This is a genomic window from Paenirhizobium selenitireducens ATCC BAA-1503, from assembly GCF_000518785.1.
GTDB classification, from domain to species: domain Bacteria; phylum Pseudomonadota; class Alphaproteobacteria; order Rhizobiales; family Rhizobiaceae; genus Allorhizobium; species Allorhizobium selenitireducens.
This window is the reverse complement of the sequence record NZ_JAEG01000002.1, coordinates 150,590-167,719: the sequence shown is the minus strand read 5'-3', so window position 1 is coordinate 167,719 and position 17,130 is coordinate 150,590. Positions and strand designations below refer to the sequence as shown.

At 60.5% G+C, this 17,130-nt stretch carries 29 protein-coding genes; 27 read left to right on the top strand and 2 right to left on the bottom strand.

Translation table 11 applies throughout. The annotated features are described in order from the left end of the window. Positions 1 to 129 precede the first annotated feature (129 nt). The 26 genes from rplC (at position 130) to rplQ (ending at position 14,475) form a co-directional block, all read left to right on the top strand. Positions 130 to 771: a 50S ribosomal protein L3 gene (rplC, locus tag L867_RS0105260; RefSeq protein WP_028735905.1), complete on the top strand. Its 642-nt coding sequence runs from the start codon at positions 130 to 132 to the stop codon at positions 769 to 771. Between the two features lie 12 nt (positions 772 to 783). After that, positions 784 to 1,404 carry a 50S ribosomal protein L4 gene (rplD, locus tag L867_RS0105255; RefSeq protein ID WP_028735904.1) on the top strand — a complete coding sequence of 207 codons (621 nt, stop codon included), beginning with the start codon at positions 784 to 786 and terminating at the stop codon, positions 1,402 to 1,404. Continuing rightward, entirely contained in the window at positions 1,401 to 1,694 is a 294-nt protein-coding gene (locus tag L867_RS0105250) for a 50S ribosomal protein L23 (RefSeq protein WP_028735903.1), read from the top strand. Before rplD ends, L867_RS0105250 begins: the two co-directional genes overlap by 4 nt. A gap of 17 nt (positions 1,695 to 1,711) precedes the next feature. Continuing rightward, positions 1,712 to 2,548: a 50S ribosomal protein L2 gene (rplB, locus tag L867_RS0105245; RefSeq protein ID WP_028735902.1), complete on the top strand. Its 837-nt coding sequence runs from the start codon at positions 1,712 to 1,714 to the stop codon at positions 2,546 to 2,548. 16 nt (positions 2,549 to 2,564) lie between these two features. Beyond that, positions 2,565 to 2,843 (top strand): 30S ribosomal protein S19, encoded by a 279-nt coding sequence (gene rpsS / locus L867_RS0105240; RefSeq protein ID WP_028735901.1) that lies wholly within the window; start codon positions 2,565 to 2,567, stop codon positions 2,841 to 2,843. A 2-nt stretch (positions 2,844 to 2,845) separates the two neighbouring features. Continuing rightward, on the top strand, positions 2,846 to 3,235 hold the full coding sequence (rplV, locus tag L867_RS0105235; RefSeq protein ID WP_037172647.1) for a 50S ribosomal protein L22: 390 nt from the start codon (positions 2,846 to 2,848) through the stop codon (positions 3,233 to 3,235). Then, positions 3,235 to 3,969 carry a 30S ribosomal protein S3 gene (gene rpsC / locus L867_RS0105230; RefSeq protein WP_028735899.1) on the top strand — a complete coding sequence of 245 codons (735 nt, stop codon included), beginning with the start codon at positions 3,235 to 3,237 and terminating at the stop codon, positions 3,967 to 3,969. Before rplV ends, rpsC begins: the two co-directional genes overlap by 1 nt. Positions 3,970 to 4,006: 37 nt before the next feature. Beyond that, positions 4,007 to 4,420: a 50S ribosomal protein L16 gene (gene rplP / locus L867_RS0105225; RefSeq protein ID WP_009109534.1), complete on the top strand. Its 414-nt coding sequence runs from the start codon at positions 4,007 to 4,009 to the stop codon at positions 4,418 to 4,420. 11 nt (positions 4,421 to 4,431) lie between these two features. Next, a complete protein-coding gene (gene rpmC, locus L867_RS0105220; protein ID WP_028735898.1) occupies positions 4,432 to 4,632 on the top strand; it encodes a 50S ribosomal protein L29 in 201 nt (66 codons plus the stop codon). Between the two features lie 14 nt (positions 4,633 to 4,646). Then, positions 4,647 to 4,883: a 30S ribosomal protein S17 gene (rpsQ, locus tag L867_RS0105215; protein WP_028735897.1), complete on the top strand. Its 237-nt coding sequence runs from the start codon at positions 4,647 to 4,649 to the stop codon at positions 4,881 to 4,883. 232 nt (positions 4,884 to 5,115) lie between these two features. Further along, the gene (rplN, locus tag L867_RS0105210; RefSeq protein ID WP_003495199.1) at positions 5,116 to 5,484 is read left to right on the top strand and encodes a 50S ribosomal protein L14; all 369 of its coding nucleotides are present in this window, start codon (positions 5,116 to 5,118) and stop codon (positions 5,482 to 5,484) included. Positions 5,485 to 5,496: 12 nt separating this feature from the next. Then, the gene (gene rplX, locus L867_RS0105205) at positions 5,497 to 5,805 is read left to right on the top strand and encodes a 50S ribosomal protein L24 (RefSeq protein ID WP_028735896.1); all 309 of its coding nucleotides are present in this window, start codon (positions 5,497 to 5,499) and stop codon (positions 5,803 to 5,805) included. Beyond that, positions 5,798 to 6,355: a 50S ribosomal protein L5 gene (gene rplE / locus L867_RS0105200; protein ID WP_037172640.1), complete on the top strand. Its 558-nt coding sequence runs from the start codon at positions 5,798 to 5,800 to the stop codon at positions 6,353 to 6,355. The genes rplX and rplE overlap by 8 nt, the downstream gene beginning before the upstream one ends. A 33-nt stretch (positions 6,356 to 6,388) precedes the next feature. Continuing rightward, the gene (rpsN, locus tag L867_RS0105195) at positions 6,389 to 6,694 is read left to right on the top strand and encodes a 30S ribosomal protein S14 (protein ID WP_028735894.1); all 306 of its coding nucleotides are present in this window, start codon (positions 6,389 to 6,391) and stop codon (positions 6,692 to 6,694) included. Between the two features lie 12 nt (positions 6,695 to 6,706). Beyond that, positions 6,707 to 7,105: a 30S ribosomal protein S8 gene (gene rpsH / locus L867_RS0105190; protein ID WP_028735893.1), complete on the top strand. Its 399-nt coding sequence runs from the start codon at positions 6,707 to 6,709 to the stop codon at positions 7,103 to 7,105. 42 nt (positions 7,106 to 7,147) lie between these two features. Beyond that, positions 7,148 to 7,681, top strand: a complete 534-nt coding sequence (gene rplF / locus L867_RS0105185; protein WP_028735892.1) for a 50S ribosomal protein L6 — start codon at positions 7,148 to 7,150, stop codon at positions 7,679 to 7,681. A 12-nt stretch (positions 7,682 to 7,693) separates the two neighbouring features. Next, positions 7,694 to 8,056 carry a 50S ribosomal protein L18 gene (rplR, locus tag L867_RS0105180; protein ID WP_028735891.1) on the top strand — a complete coding sequence of 121 codons (363 nt, stop codon included), beginning with the start codon at positions 7,694 to 7,696 and terminating at the stop codon, positions 8,054 to 8,056. A gap of 140 nt (positions 8,057 to 8,196) precedes the next feature. Further along, positions 8,197 to 8,766, top strand: coding sequence for a 30S ribosomal protein S5 (gene rpsE, locus L867_RS0105175; RefSeq protein ID WP_028735890.1), 570 nt, complete (start codon positions 8,197 to 8,199; stop codon positions 8,764 to 8,766). Positions 8,767 to 8,780: 14 nt separating this feature from the next. Continuing rightward, positions 8,781 to 8,990, top strand: a complete 210-nt coding sequence (gene rpmD, locus L867_RS0105170) for a 50S ribosomal protein L30 (protein WP_028735889.1) — start codon at positions 8,781 to 8,783, stop codon at positions 8,988 to 8,990. 16 nt (positions 8,991 to 9,006) lie between these two features. Then, positions 9,007 to 9,486, top strand: a complete 480-nt coding sequence (rplO, locus tag L867_RS0105165; protein ID WP_028735888.1) for a 50S ribosomal protein L15 — start codon at positions 9,007 to 9,009, stop codon at positions 9,484 to 9,486. 236 nt (positions 9,487 to 9,722) lie between these two features. Next, complete coding sequence (gene secY / locus L867_RS0105160; protein ID WP_028735887.1) at positions 9,723 to 11,063, top strand: preprotein translocase subunit SecY; 1,341 nt, start codon at positions 9,723 to 9,725, stop codon at positions 11,061 to 11,063. After that, positions 11,060 to 11,710, top strand: a complete 651-nt coding sequence (locus L867_RS0105155) for an adenylate kinase (RefSeq protein ID WP_028735886.1) — start codon at positions 11,060 to 11,062, stop codon at positions 11,708 to 11,710. The genes secY and L867_RS0105155 overlap by 4 nt, the downstream gene beginning before the upstream one ends. 228 nt (positions 11,711 to 11,938) lie before the next feature. Then, positions 11,939 to 12,307 (top strand): 30S ribosomal protein S13, encoded by a 369-nt coding sequence (rpsM, locus tag L867_RS0105150; protein ID WP_028735885.1) that lies wholly within the window; start codon positions 11,939 to 11,941, stop codon positions 12,305 to 12,307. Between the two features lie 129 nt (positions 12,308 to 12,436). Next, complete coding sequence (rpsK, locus tag L867_RS0105145) at positions 12,437 to 12,826, top strand: 30S ribosomal protein S11 (protein WP_028735884.1); 390 nt, start codon at positions 12,437 to 12,439, stop codon at positions 12,824 to 12,826. A gap of 95 nt (positions 12,827 to 12,921) precedes the next feature. After that, the gene (locus L867_RS0105140; protein WP_028735883.1) at positions 12,922 to 13,932 is read left to right on the top strand and encodes a DNA-directed RNA polymerase subunit alpha; all 1,011 of its coding nucleotides are present in this window, start codon (positions 12,922 to 12,924) and stop codon (positions 13,930 to 13,932) included. A 120-nt stretch (positions 13,933 to 14,052) separates the two neighbouring features. Next, positions 14,053 to 14,475 carry a 50S ribosomal protein L17 gene (gene rplQ, locus L867_RS0105135; RefSeq protein WP_028735882.1) on the top strand — a complete coding sequence of 141 codons (423 nt, stop codon included), beginning with the start codon at positions 14,053 to 14,055 and terminating at the stop codon, positions 14,473 to 14,475. A gap of 45 nt (positions 14,476 to 14,520) precedes the next feature. Here rplQ and L867_RS24630 read toward each other — a convergent pair whose 3' ends face one another. Further along, positions 14,521 to 14,952, bottom strand: a complete 432-nt coding sequence (locus tag L867_RS24630; RefSeq protein WP_051438836.1) for a ribosomal maturation YjgA family protein — start codon at positions 14,950 to 14,952, stop codon at positions 14,521 to 14,523. A gap of 56 nt (positions 14,953 to 15,008) precedes the next feature. Between L867_RS24630 and L867_RS0105125 the strand changes: the two genes are divergently transcribed. Further along, a complete protein-coding gene (locus L867_RS0105125; RefSeq protein WP_408605953.1) occupies positions 15,009 to 15,887 on the top strand; it encodes a DUF817 domain-containing protein in 879 nt (292 codons plus the stop codon). Positions 15,888 to 15,908: 21 nt separating this feature from the next. Here L867_RS0105125 and L867_RS0105120 read toward each other — a convergent pair whose 3' ends face one another. Then, complete coding sequence (locus tag L867_RS0105120) at positions 15,909 to 17,129, bottom strand: RNA polymerase sigma factor (protein ID WP_408605952.1); 1,221 nt, start codon at positions 17,127 to 17,129, stop codon at positions 15,909 to 15,911. Position 17,130 lies beyond the last annotated feature (1 nt).

Genomic DNA, 17,130 nt, shown 5'->3' with positions numbered 1-17,130 from the left:
CAAGTCCTGCCAACGACTTCTCGAAACGGGAAACCTGATGGTCCGGAAGGGCTTGAATGGAATCCTTAAACAAAGAGGCAAGCTTCGGGTTCTTCGGAACCTGGTGCGACTCTCAAGAGGAATGAACCAATGCGTTCAGGTGTGATTGCACAGAAAGTGGGAATGACGCGCGTCTACAACGACGCCGGCGAGCATATCCCGGTAACAGTTCTGCGTCTGGATAACGTACAAGTCGTTGCCCAGCGTACGACCGAGAAGAACGGCTACGTCGCCGTACAGCTCGGCGCCGGCCAGGCGAAGGTCAAGAATACCTCGAAGGGCCTGCGCGGCCATTTCGCCGCAGCAAGCGTCGAGCCGAAGGCGAAGCTCGTCGAGTTCCGCGTCTCGGAAGACAACCTCATCGACGTCGGCACCCAGCTCACCGCTGGCCATTTCACCGCAGGTCAGCTGGTCGACGTGACCGGCACGACCATCGGTAAGGGTTTTGCCGGCGCCATCAAGCGCCACAACTTCGGCGGTCTCCGTGCGACGCACGGTGTGTCGGTTTCCCACCGTTCGCACGGTTCTACCGGTTCCAACCAGGATCCGGGCCGCGTATGGAAGGGCAAGCGCATGGCTGGCCACATGGGTCAGACCCGCGTCACCACCCAGAATCTTGAAGTCGTTTCGACCGATGAAGATCGCGGTCTGATCCTTGTGAAGGGTGCCGTTCCCGGCTCCAAGGGTTCCTGGATCATCGTACGCGACGCCGTCAAGTCGGCAGCGAAGTAAGGGAGCCACACCATGGAATTGAACGTCACAACCCTCGAGGGCAAAGACGCCGGCAAGGTTTCCCTGTCGGATGCGATCTTCGGTCTCGACCCGCGCGAGGACATCCTCGCCCGCATGATCCGCTACCAGCTCGCCAACAAGCGTCAGGGCACCCACAAGGCCAAGACCCGCGCGGAAGTTTCGCGCACCGGCGCCAAGATGTACAAGCAGAAGGGCACCGGCCGCGCGCGTCACCATTCGGCACGCGCTCCGCAGTTCCGCGGCGGTGGCAAGGCTCACGGCCCGGTTGTTCGCAGCCACGCCCATGACCTGCCGAAGAAGGTTCGCGCGCTCGCTCTGCGTCACGCGCTTTCGGCCAAGCTGAAGTCGGAAGACCTGATCATCATCGATCAGCTCGTCGCCGCCGAAGCAAAGACCAAGGCTCTCGTCGGCAACTTCGAGACGCTCGGCCTCACCAATGCTCTGGTCATCGGCGGTGCCGAGATCGACAGCAACTTCAAGCTCGCAGCCGCAAACATCCCGAACATCGATGTTCTGCCGGTTCAGGGCATCAACGTTTACGACATCCTGCGTCGTGGCAAGCTCGTGCTTTCCAAGGCTGCGGTTGAAGCTCTGGAGGAGCGGTTCAAATGACTGATCTTCGCCACTACGACGTGATCGTCTCTCCGTCGATCACTGAAAAGTCGACCATGGTATCCGAACAGAACCAGGTTGTCTTCAACGTCGCCAAGGGTGCCAGCAAGCCGGAAATCAAGGCTGCTGTTGAAGCACTCTTCGGTGTCAAGGTCACCGCTGTGAACACGCTCGTCCGCAAGGGCAAGGTAAAGCGTTTCCGCGGCTTCGCCGGCAAGCAGAAGGACGTCAAGAAGGCGATCGTTACGCTCGCCGAAGGTCAGTCCATCGACGTGTCGACGGGCGTCTGAGGTAGGGAACAAGAACAATGGCATTGAAACATTTCAATCCGATCACGCCGAGCCAGCGTCAGCTCGTCATCGTCGACCGCTCCAGCCTCTACAAGGGCAAGCCGGTCAAGGCGCTGACGGAAGGTCTGTCCAAGAGCGGCGGCCGTAACAACCTGGGTCGCATCACCGCCCGCTTCATCGGCGGTGGTCACAAGCGCACCTACCGTCTGGTCGACTTCAAGCGTCGCAAGTTCGACGTCGAAGGCACCGTCGTGCGTCTGGAATACGACCCGAACCGCACCGCCTTCATCGCTCTGGTGAGCTATGCCGACGGCGAACAGGCCTACATCCTGGCTCCGCAGCGTCTGGCTGCCGGCGACAAGGTGATCTCGTCCGAGAAGGCCGTCGACGTGAAGCCCGGCAACACCATGCCGCTGCAGTCGATCCCGGTCGGTTCGATCATTCACAACGTCGAAATGAAGCCGGGCAAGGGCGGTCAGATCGCTCGTTCGGCTGGCACCTATGTACAGCTCGTCGGCCGCGATTCCGGCATGGCGATCCTGCGCCTGAACTCCGGCGAACAGCGCCTGGTTCCGGGCTCGTGCCTGGCCACCGTCGGTGCCGTATCCAACCCGGACCACGGCAACATCAACGACGGCAAGGCCGGTCGTACCCGTTGGCGTGGCAAGACCCCGCATAACCGCGGTGTCGTCATGAACCCGGTCGACCACCCGCACGGTGGTGGTGAAGGCCGTACGTCCGGTGGTCGCCACCCGGTTTCCCCGTGGGGCAAGCCGACCAAGGGCAAGCGGACCCGCTCGAACAAGTCGACCGACAAGTTCATCATGCGCTCCCGCCACCTGAAGAAGAAGTAAGAGAGGTTAGTCAGAAATGGCTCGTTCAGTATGGAAAGGCCCGTTTGTTGACGGCTATCTTCTCAAGAAGGCTGAGAAGGTTCGTGAAGGCGGTCGTAGCGAAGTGATCAAGATCTGGAGCCGTCGCTCCACGATCCTGCCGCAGTTCGTCGGCCTCACTTTCGGCGTCTACAACGGCAGCAAGCATGTTCCGGTCAGCGTCAACGAAGACATGGTCGGCCACAAGTTCGGTGAATTCTCTCCGACCCGGACCTATTACGGTCACGGTGCGGACAAGAAGGCGAAGAGGAAGTAACGATGGGCAAGGCAAAAGCCGAACGTCGGCTGAAGGACAACGAGGCGCAAGCTGTTGCGCGCACGATCCGCGTCAGCCCCCAGAAGCTCAACCTGGTTGCTGCGCTCATCCGCGGCAAAAAGGTCGAGCGGGCGCTCGCCGACTTGGAATTCTCGCGCAAGCGTATCGCTGGCACCGTTCGCAAGACTCTGGAATCGGCGATCGCAAACGCCGAGAACAACCATGATCTCGACGTCGACCAGCTGATCGTGGCGGAAGCCTATGTTGGCAAGTCGATCACCATGAAGCGTTTCCACGCTCGTGGCCGTGGCCGCGCATCGCGCATCGAAAAGCCATTCTCGCATCTCACCATCGTGGTGCGCGAAGTCGAAGCCAATGGGGAGGCCGCATAATGGGTCAGAAAATCAATCCAATCGGTTTCCGTCTGGGCATCAACCGCACCTGGGACAGCCGTTGGTTCGCCGACAACGCCGAATACGGCAAGCTGCTCCATGAGGATCTGAAGATCCGCGCTTACCTGATGGAAGAGCTGAAGCAGGCCGGTATCGCCAAGGTGGTCATCGAGCGTCCGCACAAGAAGTGCCGCGTCACGATCCACTCGGCTCGTCCGGGCCTGATCATCGGCAAGAAGGGCGCTGACATCGAGAAGCTTCGCAAGAAGCTCTCGGAGATGACCAACTCCGAAACGCACCTCAACATCGTTGAAGTGCGCAAGCCGGAAATCGACGCAACGCTCGTTGCCCAGTCGATTACCCAGCAGCTGGAGCGTCGTATCGCTTTCCGTCGCGCCATGAAGCGCGCCGTTCAGTCGGCCATGCGTCTCGGTGCCGAAGGCATCAAGATCACCTGCGCCGGCCGTCTCGGCGGAGCGGAAATCGCCCGTACCGAATGGTACCGCGAAGGCCGCGTGCCGCTTCACACCCTGCGCGCTGACATCGACTACGGCGTTGCCGAAGCCGAAACCGCTTACGGCATCTGCGGTGTCAAGGTCTGGATCTTCAAGGGCGAAATCCTTGAGCACGATCCGATGGCTTCCGAGCGTCGCGGCATGGAAGGCGATGCGCAGGGTCCCGCAAGCCGCGGTGATCGTGGTGATCGTGGCGACCGTCGCCGCGAGAACGCTTGATTAGCGCTGGCGAAAGATAAGTTCGGAGAATAAGAAAATGTTGCAGCCAAAGCGTACTAAGTACCGCAAGCAGTTCAAGGGCCGCATCAAGGGTGTTGCCAAGGGCGGTTTCGACCTGGCATTCGGCGAGTTCGGTCTCAAGTCTCTTGAGCCGAACCGCGTCAACGCCCGCGAGATTGAAGCTGCTCGTCGTGCGATCACCCGCTACATGAAGCGTGCAGGTCGTGTCTGGATCCGGGTATTCCCCGATGTTCCGGTCACTGCCAAGCCGACCGAAGTGCGTATGGGTAAGGGCAAGGGTTCGGTCGAGTACTGGGCCTGCAAGGTCAAGCCCGGCCGTATGATGTTCGAGATTGATGGTGTGTCCGAGGAAATCGCCCGCGAGGCGCTCCGTCTCGGTTCGGCCAAGCTCTCGGTCAAGACGCGCTTCGTTCAGCGCATTGCAGAGTAAGGATCAAGCCCATGAAAGCCGCAGACGTTCGCGCCATGAGCGCCGATCAGTTGAATGACGAGCTTGCCAAGCTGAAGAAGGAGCAGTTCAACCTGCGCTTCCAGAAGGCGACCGGCCAGCTTGAAAAGTCTTCGCGTATCCAGGAAGTCCGTCGTGACATCGCGCGCGTGAAAACCATTGCCCGCCAGAAGGCGGCAGAAGCCAAGGCCTAAAGGACCAGAATAATATGCCTAAACGCATTCTGCAGGGCGTCGTTGTCAGCGACAAGAACGAAAAGACTGTCGTGGTCCGGGTCGAGCGCCGATTCGCTCACCCGCTTCTTCAGAAGACGGTTCGTCGTTCGAAGAAGTACAAGGCACACGACGAGAACAACCAGTACAAGGTTGGTGACGTGGTTTCCATCGAGGAATGCGCACCGATCTCCAAGGATAAGCGCTGGACGGTTATCTCCGCCCACGCTTAATTTGCAGAGTTTTGCGCCTGGCCCTTGCGCCAAGCGCAGAAATCTGTATGAAGCAGGCCATTGGCGCAGGAACGCTCCGGCAACGGGCGTTCTTTTGCTTTGAGCGCACGGAAGGTCCTTAACCGGAAACCACCCTGGCAAGATCTTCTCGCGCGACGATAGAAATTACACATAAGCCGGAATAGGGGGCTTCCAGCCCAACCGTTCCGGTACAACAAGAAGGCGACCTGACATGATTCAGATGCAGACTAACCTCGACGTGGCGGATAATTCCGGCGCACGTCGTGTCATGTGCATCAAGGTGCTGGGCGGCTCCAAGCGTAAGTATGCTTCTGTCGGCGACATTATCGTCGTCTCGATCAAGGAAGCTATTCCGCGCGGCCGCGTAAAGAAGGGTGACGTGATGAAGGCGGTCGTCGTGCGCACCGCCAAGGACATCCGTCGCGCCGACGGCAGCGTCATCCGCTTCGATAACAACGCTGCCGTTCTTATCGACAACAAGAAAGAGCCGATCGGCACCCGTATCTTCGGACCGGTTCCGCGCGAACTTCGCGCCAAGAACCACATGAAGATCATCTCGCTGGCTCCGGAAGTACTGTAAGGAGCAATGGCGATGCAAAAGATCCGTAAAGGCGACAAGGTCGTCGTATTGACCGGTAAGGACAAGGGCCGTACCGGTGAAGTCGTTCAAGTGATGCCGAAGGAAGACCGCGCGGTCGTGCGTGGCGTGAACATGGTGAAGCGTCACCAGCGCCAGACCCAGACCGCAGAAGCCGGCATCATCAACAAGGAAGCCTCCATCCACCTTTCCAACCTCGCTGTCGCTGACAAGGACGGCAAGCCGACCCGCGTCGGCTTCCAGGTCATCGAAGGTAAGAAGGTGCGGGTGGCCAAGCGTTCGGGAGAAGTGATCGATGGCTGAGGCAAAGTATGAGCCGCGGCTCAAGCAGGAATATGTGACCCGCATCCGCAAGGCGCTGCAGGAACAGTTCTCGTTCTCAAACGAAATGCAGATCCCGAAGCTCGACAAGATCGTGATTAACATGGGCGTTGGCGAAGCGACTGCTGATTCGAAGAAGCCCACCGTTGCTGCCGCCGACTTGGCTGCCATCGCTGGTCAGAAGCCGGTCATCACCCGTGCTCGCAATTCGATCGCCGGCTTCAAGCTGCGCGAAAACATGCCGATCGGCGCAAAGGTCACCCTGCGCGGCGCTCGCATGTACGAATTCCTGGACCGCCTGATCAACATCGCGCTCCCGCGCGTTCGCGACTTTCGTGGTCTGAACCCGAAGTCCTTCGATGGCCGTGGCAACTTCGCCATGGGCATCAAGGAACACATTGTGTTCCCTGAGGTCAACTACGACAAGGTTGATCAGATGTGGGGCATGGACATCATCGTTTGCACGACGGCAAACTCGGACGACGAAGCACGGGCTCTTTTGAAAGAGTTCAACTTCCCGTTCCGTCAGTAACCGTAACGACGAGCGTAGAAGAGGAACTTCGATATGGCGAAAACAAGCGCAGTTGAAAAGAACAAGCGCCGCCGCAAGACAGTTGCCCAGCATGCTGTGAAGCGCGCTGCCCTCAAGGCAACTATCATGAACCAGTCGCTTCCGATCGAAGAGCGGTTCAAGGCAACACTGAAGCTGGCAGAACTGCCGCGCGATGGCTCCAAGACCCGCATTCGCAATCGTTGCGAAGTGACCGGTCGTCCGCGCGCATTCTACCGCAAGCTCAAGATGTCGCGTATCGCGCTTCGCGAGCTGGGCAATTCCGGCAAGGTGCCGGGCATTGTCAAGTCGAGCTGGTAAGGAGACGGGCAAATGACGATGACTGATCCGTTGGGCGATATGCTCACCCGTATCCGCAATGGCGCTGCACGCCGCAAGAGCTCGGTTTCGACCCCGGCCTCCAATCTTCGTGCACGCGTTCTCGATGTCCTTCAGGCTGAAGGCTACATCCGCGGTTATTCCGAAGTTAAGTTTGACAATGGCAAGGCCGAACTGCAGATCGAACTGAAGTACTACGAAGGTGCTTCGGTCATCCGCGAAATCGGCCGCGTCTCCAAGCCGGGCCGCCGAGTTTATGTCTCGGTTAAGTCCATCCCGCAGGTCGCGAACGGCCTCGGCATTACGATCCTTTCGACTCCGAAGGGTGTAATGGCCGATCACCAGGCTCGCGAACAGAATGTTGGTGGCGAGGTTCTTTGCTCGGTCTTCTAAGACTGAGCAAGGATCTCCCTAGCGAACAGACAGGATCAAAACATGTCTCGTATCGGTAAAAAGCCCGTTCCGGTTCCTGCAGGGATCACGGCCGTCGTCGACGGCCAGAAGGTGACTGCAAAGGGCCCCAAGGGCGAACTGTTCTTCGTCGCGAATGACGAAATCTCCGTAGCGCTCGAAGACAACGCTGTTGTTGTCATGCCGCGCAACGACTCCAAGGATGCTCGTTCCAAGTGGGGCATGTCCCGCACGATGGTCGAGAACATCTTCAAGGGCGTCAAGGACGGTTACGAGCGCAAGCTCGAAATCAACGGCGTCGGTTACCGCGCTTCTCTGCAGGGCAAGAACCTGCAGCTGGCTCTCGGCTTCAGCCACGATGTGGTCTATGAGCCGCCGGTCGGTATCTCGATCGCGGTTCCGAAGCCGACTGAAATCGTCGTCTCCGGCATCAACAAGCAGCAGGTCGGCCAGGTCGCTGCTGAAATCCGCGAATATCGCGGCCCCGAGCCCTACAAGGGCAAGGGTGTCAAGTATGCCGAAGAGCGGATCGTCCGCAAAGAAGGCAAGAAGAAGTAAGGAACGCGCGAAATGGCAAGCAGAAAAGAAGCACTTGTTCGCCGTGCGAACCGCGTACGGCGTCAGATCAAGGCGGTGGCAAATGGCCGTCCGCGTCTGTCGGTACATCGCTCTTCGAAGAACATCTACGCTCAGATCATCGACGACGTTGCTGGCAAGACCCTTGCCGCTGCCTCGACGCTCGATGGCGGCCTGAAGGCCGAGCTCAAGACCGGCGCCGACACAGCTGCAGCCGCAGCGGTTGGCAAGCTGGTCGCCGAGCGGGCCGTCAAGGCTGGCGTCAAGGACGTTGTATTCGACCGTGGCGCTTTCATCTACCACGGCCGCATCAAGGCCCTGGCGGAAGCAGCCCGCGAAGGCGGTCTGAACTTCTAAGAATTTCCGCCCGGGCTTGCGCTCGGGCGGATTTCCGGCTTATTGCCGGACACTCCCGGATTCGCGTCCATGCCCGAAGGGCAGGGCGGAATTATAAGTAATCTGCCGATTGCACCCGGAAAAGAAAAAGGAAAAGGACAATGGCACAAGAAAAGCGTGGTTCGCGGGACGACCGTCAGAACCGTGAAGAGCGTGACAGCGAATTCGTCGACAAGCTGGTCGCGATCAACCGCGTCGCCAAGGTGGTGAAGGGTGGTCGTCGTTTCGGCTTCGCAGCCCTCGTCGTCGTCGGCGACCAGAAGGGCCGCGTCGGTTTCGGCCACGGCAAGGCACGTGAAGTGCCGGAAGCCATCCGCAAGGCGACGGAAGCTGCCAAGCGCGAACTGATTTTCGTACCGCTGCGCGACGGCCGTACGCTCCACCATGACGTCAACGGTCGCCACGGCGCCGGCAAGGTTTTGCTGCGCTCGGCCAAGGCCGGTACCGGCATCATCGCAGGCGGCCCGATGCGCGCTGTCTTCGAAACGCTCGGCATGCACGACGTTGTCGCCAAGTCGACCGGCTCTTCGAACCCGTACAACATGGTTCGCGCCACGTTCGACGCCCTGAAGCATCAGGTGCATCCGAAGGACATCGCAGCTCAGCGCGGCATCAAGTTTGCCACGCTTCAGGCTCGCCGTGCCGCTTCCGGCAATGCGTCTGAAGAATAAGAGGAGTCTGATCCATGGCTAAGGCTACGAAGAAGACTGAAGCAAAGACGGTTACGGTCGAACAGATCGGCAGCCCCATTCGCCGTCCGGCGGTGCAGCGTTCGACGCTCATCGGTCTGGGCCTCAACAAGATGCACCGGGTCCGCACCCTGGAGGACACTCCTTCGGTTCGCGGCATGATCCGTGCTGTCCAGCATCTCGTTCGCGTCGTCGACGAGAAGTGAGACGGGGGAAATCATCATGAAACTGAATGAAATCAAAGACAACGAAGGTTCCAGCAAGGACCGTATGCGCGTAGGTCGCGGTATCGGTTCGGGCAAGGGCAAGACCGGTGGTCGCGGTGTCAAGGGTCAGAAGGCTCGTTCGGGCGTTGCGATCAACGGCTTCGAAGGCGGCCAGATGCCGATCTATCGTCGCCTGCCGAAGCGCGGCTTCACCAACATCTTCAAGACTGACTACGCCACCGTTTCGCTCGGCCGTATTCAGACCGCGATCGATGCCAAGAAGCTCGACCCGAAGGCAACGATCGATGCAGCTGCCCTCAAGGCAGCCGGCGTGATCCGTCGCGCCAAGGACGGCGTTCGTGTTCTCTCCGACGGTGAACTCACCGCCAAGGTAACCCTCGAGGTTGCCGGCGCGTCGAAGGCCGCCCTCGAGAAGATCGAAAAGGCCGGCAGCACGATCAAGCTGCTCGTCGCTGCGGCCGAAGTCGCTGAATAAGTCATGAATAGATCGCCCGGGGTGCTTCACACCGGGCGATTTTGCTCCCATATGTGAGCCTCACGATCCCAGGACGGAGTGACGTCGTTTCGTCTTCCGGGATATTCTGGAAAACAAGGGTGAGGCATGCGATTGCTCAGCAATCCCTCCGACGCCCGGTTTTCTTAAAAACATTGGACGATAGCCTCCGGCCCTGGCGTATGCACGCCGCCGGTTTTGGTTTTGCGGAGAATTTTATGGCTTCTGCAGCGGAACAATTGGCCTCGAACCTCAACTTCTCGACCTTCGCCAAGGCGGAGGATCTGAAGAAGCGTCTGTGGTTCACGCTGGCCGCCTTGCTTGTCTATCGCTTGGGCACTCACATTCCGCTGCCCGGCCTCAACCCCGAAGCCTATGCGGCGGCCTTCAAGGGCCAGTCCGGCGGCATCCTGGGTCTGTTCAACATGTTCTCCGGCGGTGCCGTCGAGCGCATGGCGATCTTTGCCCTCGGCATCATGCCCTATATCTCCGCCTCGATCATCGTGCAGCTGATGACCTCGGTCGTCCCGGCGCTCGAGAACCTCAAGAAAGAGGGCGAGCAGGGCCGCAAGATCATCAACCAGTACACCCGCTACGGCACTGTGCTGCTCGGCACGCTCCAGGCCTACGGCATCGCCGTCGGTCTCGAAAGCGGGCAGGGCATGGTTGTCGATCCGGGTTGGTTCTTCCGTATTTCGACCGTCGTGACGCTGCTCGGCGGCACGATGTTCCTGATGTGGCTCGGTGAGCAGATCACCTCGCGTGGTATCGGCAATGGCATTTCGCTGATCATCTTCGCGGGCATTGCCGCAGGTCTGCCGACGGCGCTTGCCCACACGCTCGAACTCGGCCGTACCGGCGCGCTTTCGACCGTGCTCATCCTGCTGGTCATCGTCGTCGCTATCGCCGTCATCGCCCTGATTGTCTTCGTCGAACGCGCCCAGCGCCGGCTGCTGATCCAGTATCCGAAGCGCCAGGTCGGCAACCGCATGTTCCAGGGCGATACCTCGCACCTGCCGTTGAAGCTCAACACCTCGGGCGTCATTCCGGCCATCTTTGCTTCGTCGCTGCTCCTGCTGCCGGCGACGGCCGCAGGCTTCGCCGGCACCTCGACGCTGCCCGGCTGGGCAACCACGATCGTCTCGGCGCTGGGCCATGGCCAGCCGCTCTACATGGCGCTCTACGGCGCGCTGATTGCCTTCTTCGCCTTCTTCTACACGGCCATCGTCTTCAATCCGAAGGACACGGCCGACAACCTGAAGAAGCACGGCGGCTTCATCCCGGGCATCCGTCCCGGCGAGCGCACCGCCGAATACATCGACTACGTGCTGACCCGCATCACCGTGATCGGCGCGCTCTACCTCGTCTTCGTCTGTATCCTCCCCGAGATCCTGGTTGCCCAGACGGGTATTCCATTAGCCCTTGGTGGTACTTCGCTTTTGATTGTTGTCAGCGTCACCCTTGATACTGTAGCACAGATCCAGGGTCACCTGATTGCCCAGCAATATGAGGGCCTGATCAAGAAGTCGAAGTTGCGTGGAGGAAAGAGGGGACGATGAGACTTATCCTTTTGGGGCCGCCGGGTGCTGGGAAGGGCACCCAGGCCCAGCGTATAGTCGAGAAGTACGGCATTCCGCAGCTTTCGACCGGTGACATGCTGCGTGCAGCGGTTACCGCCGGTACGGAAGTGGGCAAGCGGGCCAAGGCGGTCATGGATGCCGGCAATCTGGTGTCCGACGACATCGTCAACGCCATCGTCTCGGAACGCATCGATGCGCCGGACTGTGCCAAGGGTTTCATTCTCGACGGCTATCCGCGAACGCTCGTCCAGGCTGATTCGGTCGAGGCGATGCTTGCCGCCAAATCCATGCAGTTGGATGTGGTCATCGAGCTGCAGGTGAATGATTCGGTCCTCGTCGATCGCGTCTCGGGCCGCTACACCTGCGCCAAGTGCGGCACGGGTTATCACGACCGGTTGCAGAAGCCGAAGGTCGAGGGCGTCTGCGACAAGTGCGGCTCGACCGAGTTTAAGCGTCGTCCCGATGACAACGCGGAGACCATGACCACGCGGCTACAGGACTACTACAAGAAGACCTCGCCGCTGATCGGCTACTACTACGCCAAGGGCATTCTGAAGTCCGTGGACGGCATGGCCGAGATCGACGCCGTCACGGCGGACATAGAAGGGATACTCGCCGGGCTCTGAGCTTGGCGGGATCTTAAGAATCTTCGCGGGACCGGTTGCTTTCGGCAACTGATTCCGCTAAATAGCGCGCCAACTCGCGGCAATTATGCGATCGGCGCGTTCTTCCTTCGGGAAGACCGGGTTCGATCGTTTTGACTTGTTGAGAACCTTATATGTAATTGCGGCCCCCAAAGGCCGTGTAACGAGACACCACTTGCCGGATGGCAACTGGAAGCAAGGAGAATAGGCGTGGCACGTATCGCTGGCGTCAACATCCCGACCGCGAAGCGCGTAGTAATTGCGCTCCGCTACATTCACGGGATCGGTCCGAAATTCGCGCAGGAGATCATTGAAAAGGTCGGTATTCCGGCTGATCGCCGCGTACATCAGCTGACGGATGCCGAGGTTCTGGCGATCCGCGAAGCCATCGACCGCGACTATCAGGTCGAGGGCGATCTTCGTCGCGATACCGCGATGAACATCAAGCGTCTCATGGACCTGGGTTGCTACCGCGGCCTGCGTCACCGTCGTGGCCTTCCGGTCCACGGTCAGCGCACGCACACCAATGCCCGCACCCGCAAGGGTCCGGCAAAGGCGATCGCTGGTAAGAAGAAGTAATTTTTCGAGGCAGTAGCCAATAGGCGGTAGGCGGTAGTTTCAAACTGCCGCCTACCGCCTGAATGCTATTGCCTCGAATGGTGTAGCCGCTGGAACTACGGCGGTGTTCAGATCAACGAAAGGGAAGTCATGGCCAAGGAAGCCACCCGCATTCGCCGTCGCGAACGCAAAAATATCTCGTCGGGCGTTGCCCACGTCAACTCGACGTTCAACAACACCATGATCACCATCACCGACGCGCAGGGCAATGCGATTGCCTGGTCGTCTGCTGGTGCCAAGGGCTTCAAGGGTTCGCGCAAGTCGACCCCGTTCGCCGCCCAGATCGCCGCTGAAGATGCTGCCAAGAAGGCGCAGGAACACGGCATGAAGTCGCTCGAAGTGGAAGTCTGCGGTCCGGGTTCGGGTCGTGAATCCGCTCTGCGCGCTCTGCAGGCTGCGGGCTTCATGATCACCTCGATCCGCGACGTGACCCCGATCCCGCACAATGGTTGCCGCCCGCGCAAGAAGCGTCGCGTCTGATCATCTTTCATCCCGCCGATGAGCGCTAAGGCGCTCCTCTCGGTGTTAGCTCGGTAGCCACGATTGGATGGTGGCGACGAACGGAAGGTAAAATAATGATTCAGAAGAATTGGCAGGAACTGATCAAGCCGAACAAGGTCGAGTTCACCTCGTCCGGCCGCACCAAGGCGACCCTCGTCGCCGAGCCGCTGGAACGTGGTTTCGGCCTGACGCTCGGCAACGCGCTGCGTCGCGTGCTCTTGTCGTCGCTGCGTGGTGGTGCCGTTACCGCCGTCCAGATCGACGGCGTGTTGCATGAGTTCTCGTCGATCCCGGGCGTCCGGGAAGACGTGACCGACATCGTGCTCAACATCAAGGAAATCGCCATCAAGATGGACGGCGATGATCCGAAGCGCATGGTCGTGCGCAAGCAGGGTCCGGGCGTCGTGACCGCCGGTGACATTCAGACGGTTGGCGATATCGAAATCCTCAACCCGAACCATGTGATCTGCACCCTCGACGAGGGCGCCGAGATCCGCATGGAATTCACCGTCGCCAACGGCAAGGGCTATGTGCCGGCCGATCGTAACCGCGCTGAAGATGCTCCGATCGGTCTTATCCCGGTCGACAGCCTCTACTCGCCGGTCAAGAAGGTGTCCTACAAGGTGGAAAACACCCGCGAAGGACAGGTTCTCGACTACGACAAGCTGACCATGACCATCGAGACCGACGGTTCGATCACCGGTGAAGATGCTGTCGCTTTCGCGGCCCGCATTCTCCAGGACCAGCTCGGCGTCTTCGTCAATTTCGACGAGCCGCAGAAGGAAGTCGAAGAGGAAGCCGTCACCGAACTCGCGTTCAACCCGGCCCTCCTCAAGAAGGTCGACGAGCTCGAGCTTTCGGTCCGTTCGGCCAACTGCCTGAAGAACGACAACATCGTCTACATCGGCGACCTCATTCAGAAGACCGAAGCAGAAATGCTCCGCACTCCGAACTTTGGCCGCAAGTCGCTGAACGAAATCAAGGAAGTTCTCGCTTCCATGGGCCTGCACCTCGGCATGGAAGTGCCGGCATGGCCGCCCGAGAACATCGAAGATCTCGCCAAGCGCTACGAAGACCAATACTAAGAAACAAAAAGGCAGGTTCACCTCTGCCTTTCCAGTCAAACTGCAGGCGGATGCCTGTATGTGTCAGGAAACGGCAGGGCCGCCGCATAGAGCGGGAGCCTGCGTAGAAGGAGAATAGCAATGCGCCACCAGAAAGCCGGTCGCAAGCTGAACCGTACCGCCAGCCATCGTAAGGCGATGTTCGCCAACATGGCTGCTTCGCTCATCACCCATGAGCAGATCGTCACCACCCTGCCGAAGGCGAAGGAAATTCGCCCGATCGTCGAAAAGCTCGTCACGCTCGGCAAGCGCGGCGACCTGCACGCTCGTCGTCAGGCCATCTCGCAGATCCGCGACCTTGACGCCGTCAAGAAGCTGTTCGACGCCATCGCTTCGCGCTACGCCACCCGCAACGGCGGCTACCTGCGCATCATGAAGGCCGGCTTCCGCCAGGGCGACAATGCCGCCATGGCCGTCATCGAATTCGTCGAGCGCGACGTCGATGCCAAGGGCGCAGCCGACAAGGCCCGCGTCGCCGCCGAAGCCGAAGCTGAAGCAGCGTAAGGTTCTTCCCCGCAAGGGAATGCCATTGAAAAGCCGGGTGAGCGATCACCCGGCTTTTTTGCGTCTGTGGCGTTGCTGGCGGGTCGTCAGAACGTGGTCGATCGCTGCGGCGACGGCGATCCCGGTCAGATAGGCGACGATGTTCCAGACGGAGAAGATTCGCCCGAGCAGCAGCGCCCCGGCGAGCGTGAGGCGGAAATCGTCCAGCCACGGCGTGTGGTAGAGCCTCAGAAGTTCGACCGCGACCGCGATCGTCACCGATAGAACGAGCTGCAGTCTCGGGCGACGGGGCAGGATTGCCGTCACCAGCAGGTAGACCATGACGCCCCACAACAGCGAGCCGCCGTATTTCACGAAGCCATAGGGCAGGCCGGCTTCATAACCGGTCAGCCGCAGCGTCGTACCGGTTGCGATCACCGCAATCGCGGCGAAGAACCGTTTCAGTCGGTCTGGGGATATCGCCTTCATTTTGTCCATCCGCTCCTTCTAACTGGAGTATAGGGACAGGCAAGCGCGGAGCGAGTGGAGCGACAATGAGCATGACAACCTTGCCGACCCGGCGGCTCTCTGGGCTGGAGAGCCTCGACCGCATGCTGATCGATCCTCCGCCGGCACCGGGTCTTTCCGGTTTTCCGCGTTTCGTCGTCGAGTTCTTGCTGTTCGGGATCAAGGAGGCGCGCGCCTGCCTCTTTGCCGGGCTTTTCTTCGTATCGATCTTCGCCACCCCGCGTGAGGGGCTGTTCGGCATTCCGCGCTATGATCTGCTGCTGATCATCGCGATTGCCATCCAGGTCTGGATGGTCTGGGCGAAGCTTGAGACACTGGACGAAGCAAAGGCGATTTGCCTGTTTCACATCGTTGGCTTCGCGCTTGAGGTCTTCAAGACGTCCGGTGCGATCCAGTCCTGGTCCTATCCGGATTTTGCCTACACGAAGGTGCTGGGTGTGCCGCTGTTCTCCGGCTTCATGTATGCGGCCGTCGGCAGCTACATCATCCAGGCTTGGCGATTGTTGCATGTGAGGATACGGCACCATCCGCCTTACTGGATGGCGACACTGGTCGCGCTGGCGATATACGCCAATTTCTTCACCCATCATTTCATAGGCGACTACCGGTGGTATATCGCGGCGCTGGCGATCGGGCTCTATGCGCGCGCCACCGTGATCTACCGGCCTTTCGATCGGGATCGGAAAATGCCCCTCATCTTGTCGTTCATCCTCATCGGCTTCTTCATCTGGCTTGCCGAGAACATTTCAACCTTCTTTGCTGTCTGGCACTATCCGAACCAGCTCGGAGCATGGTCGACGGTTCACCTCGGCAAGTGGAGTTCGTGGACGCTTCTGGTGATCATGACCTTCACCATCGTGGCCTCGCTCAAGCACATCCGGGAGCGCATCTACATCCCGACGTAGGCATCGCGGACGGCTGTCGAATCACGGGGTTTGGCAGTCTTCCGCGCGCCGCATCAGGAACGCCCTTTCGCCGGCATTGCCGCTGAGTTCCGCCGCCCGCTCGAAGCAAGCTTGCGCCTCCGCCCGCCGCCCGGCCCGCAGCAGGAAATCACCCCGCGCGGCCGCCATCGGTGCGTAACCCTTGAGCGCCGGCTCGTCCTCCAGCGCATCCAGCAGCGCCAGCCCCGTTTCCGGCCCAAACGCCATCGCATGGGCGACGGCCCGGTTGAGCGCCACCACGGGGGAGGGCAGGACGGTGAGCAGCCGATCGTAGAGCCCGGCGATCATCCGCCAGTCCGTGTCCTCGAAGCGTCGGGCGCGGGCGTGGCAGGCCGCCAGCGCCGCCTGCAGGGCGTAAGCGCCGTCCTCTCCGCCGAGCGCACGGACCCGCTCCAGCGCCGCGAACCCCCGGTGAATGAGCAACTGGTCCCAACGCGACCGGTTCTGCGTCTCCAACGTCAGCGGCACGCCGTCCGGGTCATTGCGGGCGACAAGCCGTGACGACTGGATTTCCATGAGCGCCAGCAGCCCGTGCACCTCCGGTTCATCGGGTGCGAGACCGGCGAGAATGCGGCCAAGGCGCATGGCCTCGGCGCAGAGTTGCGGGCGGATCGCATCCTCGCCGGCGCTCGCCGCATAGCCCTCGTTGAAGATCAGGTAGACCACTTCCAGCACCGAGGCGAGACGCGCGTCGCGCTCGGCCCCGCGCGGCACCTCATAGGCGATGCCCGCTCCGCCGAGGCTCTTCTTCGCCCGGACGATCCGCTGGGCGATCGTCGTCTCGCTCGACAGGAAGGCGCGGGCGATCTCGTCCGTCGTCAGCCCGCCGATCAGCCTGAGCGTCAGCGCCACCCGCGCATCGGTCGAAAGCACCGGGTGGCAGGCGGTGAAGATCAGGCTCAGGCGTTCGTCGCCGATATCGTCGTCCATGCTCGCCTCGATCGCTTCGATCGTGCTGTCCTGTTCGAGCTCCAGATCGCGGCCGATCTCGTCATGCTTGCGTTCCATCATGCGGGCGCGGCGCAGCGTATCGATGGCGCGCCGCTTGGCGGTCGCCATCAGCCAGGCGGCAGGATTGTCGGGAATGCCGCTCGTCGGCCAGCGGTCGAGCGCCACCACCAGCGCATCCTGCGCCAGCTCCTCGGCCCGGCCGACATCGCGCACGATCCGGGCGAGCCCGGCGATCAGCCGGGCCCGTTCCATG

What these genes read in the sequence shown, in the direction of transcription:
- rplC (WP_028735905.1), top strand. Translation starts at nt 130, where the DNA reads ATGCGTTCAGGTGTGATTGCACAGAAAGTGGGAATGACGCGCGTCTAC.
- rplD (WP_028735904.1), top strand. Translation starts at nt 784, where the DNA reads ATGGAATTGAACGTCACAACCCTCGAGGGCAAAGACGCCGGCAAGGTT.
- L867_RS0105250 (WP_028735903.1), top strand. Translation starts at nt 1,401, where the DNA reads ATGACTGATCTTCGCCACTACGACGTGATCGTCTCTCCGTCGATCACT.
- rplB (WP_028735902.1), top strand. Translation starts at nt 1,712, where the DNA reads ATGGCATTGAAACATTTCAATCCGATCACGCCGAGCCAGCGTCAGCTC.
- rpsS (WP_028735901.1), top strand. Translation starts at nt 2,565, where the DNA reads ATGGCTCGTTCAGTATGGAAAGGCCCGTTTGTTGACGGCTATCTTCTC.
- rplV (WP_037172647.1), top strand. Translation starts at nt 2,846, where the DNA reads ATGGGCAAGGCAAAAGCCGAACGTCGGCTGAAGGACAACGAGGCGCAA.
- rpsC (WP_028735899.1), top strand. Translation starts at nt 3,235, where the DNA reads ATGGGTCAGAAAATCAATCCAATCGGTTTCCGTCTGGGCATCAACCGC.
- rplP (WP_009109534.1), top strand. Translation starts at nt 4,007, where the DNA reads ATGTTGCAGCCAAAGCGTACTAAGTACCGCAAGCAGTTCAAGGGCCGC.
- rpmC (WP_028735898.1), top strand. Translation starts at nt 4,432, where the DNA reads ATGAAAGCCGCAGACGTTCGCGCCATGAGCGCCGATCAGTTGAATGAC.
- rpsQ (WP_028735897.1), top strand. Translation starts at nt 4,647, where the DNA reads ATGCCTAAACGCATTCTGCAGGGCGTCGTTGTCAGCGACAAGAACGAA.
- rplN (WP_003495199.1), top strand. Translation starts at nt 5,116, where the DNA reads ATGATTCAGATGCAGACTAACCTCGACGTGGCGGATAATTCCGGCGCA.
- rplX (WP_028735896.1), top strand. Translation starts at nt 5,497, where the DNA reads ATGCAAAAGATCCGTAAAGGCGACAAGGTCGTCGTATTGACCGGTAAG.
- rplE (WP_037172640.1), top strand. Translation starts at nt 5,798, where the DNA reads ATGGCTGAGGCAAAGTATGAGCCGCGGCTCAAGCAGGAATATGTGACC.
- rpsN (WP_028735894.1), top strand. Translation starts at nt 6,389, where the DNA reads ATGGCGAAAACAAGCGCAGTTGAAAAGAACAAGCGCCGCCGCAAGACA.
- rpsH (WP_028735893.1), top strand. Translation starts at nt 6,707, where the DNA reads ATGACGATGACTGATCCGTTGGGCGATATGCTCACCCGTATCCGCAAT.
- rplF (WP_028735892.1), top strand. Translation starts at nt 7,148, where the DNA reads ATGTCTCGTATCGGTAAAAAGCCCGTTCCGGTTCCTGCAGGGATCACG.
- rplR (WP_028735891.1), top strand. Translation starts at nt 7,694, where the DNA reads ATGGCAAGCAGAAAAGAAGCACTTGTTCGCCGTGCGAACCGCGTACGG.
- rpsE (WP_028735890.1), top strand. Translation starts at nt 8,197, where the DNA reads ATGGCACAAGAAAAGCGTGGTTCGCGGGACGACCGTCAGAACCGTGAA.
- rpmD (WP_028735889.1), top strand. Translation starts at nt 8,781, where the DNA reads ATGGCTAAGGCTACGAAGAAGACTGAAGCAAAGACGGTTACGGTCGAA.
- rplO (WP_028735888.1), top strand. Translation starts at nt 9,007, where the DNA reads ATGAAACTGAATGAAATCAAAGACAACGAAGGTTCCAGCAAGGACCGT.
- secY (WP_028735887.1), top strand. Translation starts at nt 9,723, where the DNA reads ATGGCTTCTGCAGCGGAACAATTGGCCTCGAACCTCAACTTCTCGACC.
- L867_RS0105155 (WP_028735886.1), top strand. Translation starts at nt 11,060, where the DNA reads ATGAGACTTATCCTTTTGGGGCCGCCGGGTGCTGGGAAGGGCACCCAG.
- rpsK (WP_028735884.1), top strand. Translation starts at nt 12,437, where the DNA reads ATGGCCAAGGAAGCCACCCGCATTCGCCGTCGCGAACGCAAAAATATC.
- L867_RS0105140 (WP_028735883.1), top strand. Translation starts at nt 12,922, where the DNA reads ATGATTCAGAAGAATTGGCAGGAACTGATCAAGCCGAACAAGGTCGAG.
- rplQ (WP_028735882.1), top strand. Translation starts at nt 14,053, where the DNA reads ATGCGCCACCAGAAAGCCGGTCGCAAGCTGAACCGTACCGCCAGCCAT.
- L867_RS24630 (WP_051438836.1), bottom strand. Translation starts at nt 14,952, where the DNA reads ATGGACAAAATGAAGGCGATATCCCCAGACCGACTGAAACGGTTCTTC.
- L867_RS0105125 (WP_408605953.1), top strand. Translation starts at nt 15,009, where the DNA reads ATGAGCATGACAACCTTGCCGACCCGGCGGCTCTCTGGGCTGGAGAGC.
- L867_RS0105120 (WP_408605952.1), bottom strand. Translation starts at nt 17,129, where the DNA reads ATGGAACGGGCCCGGCTGATCGCCGGGCTCGCCCGGATCGTGCGCGAT.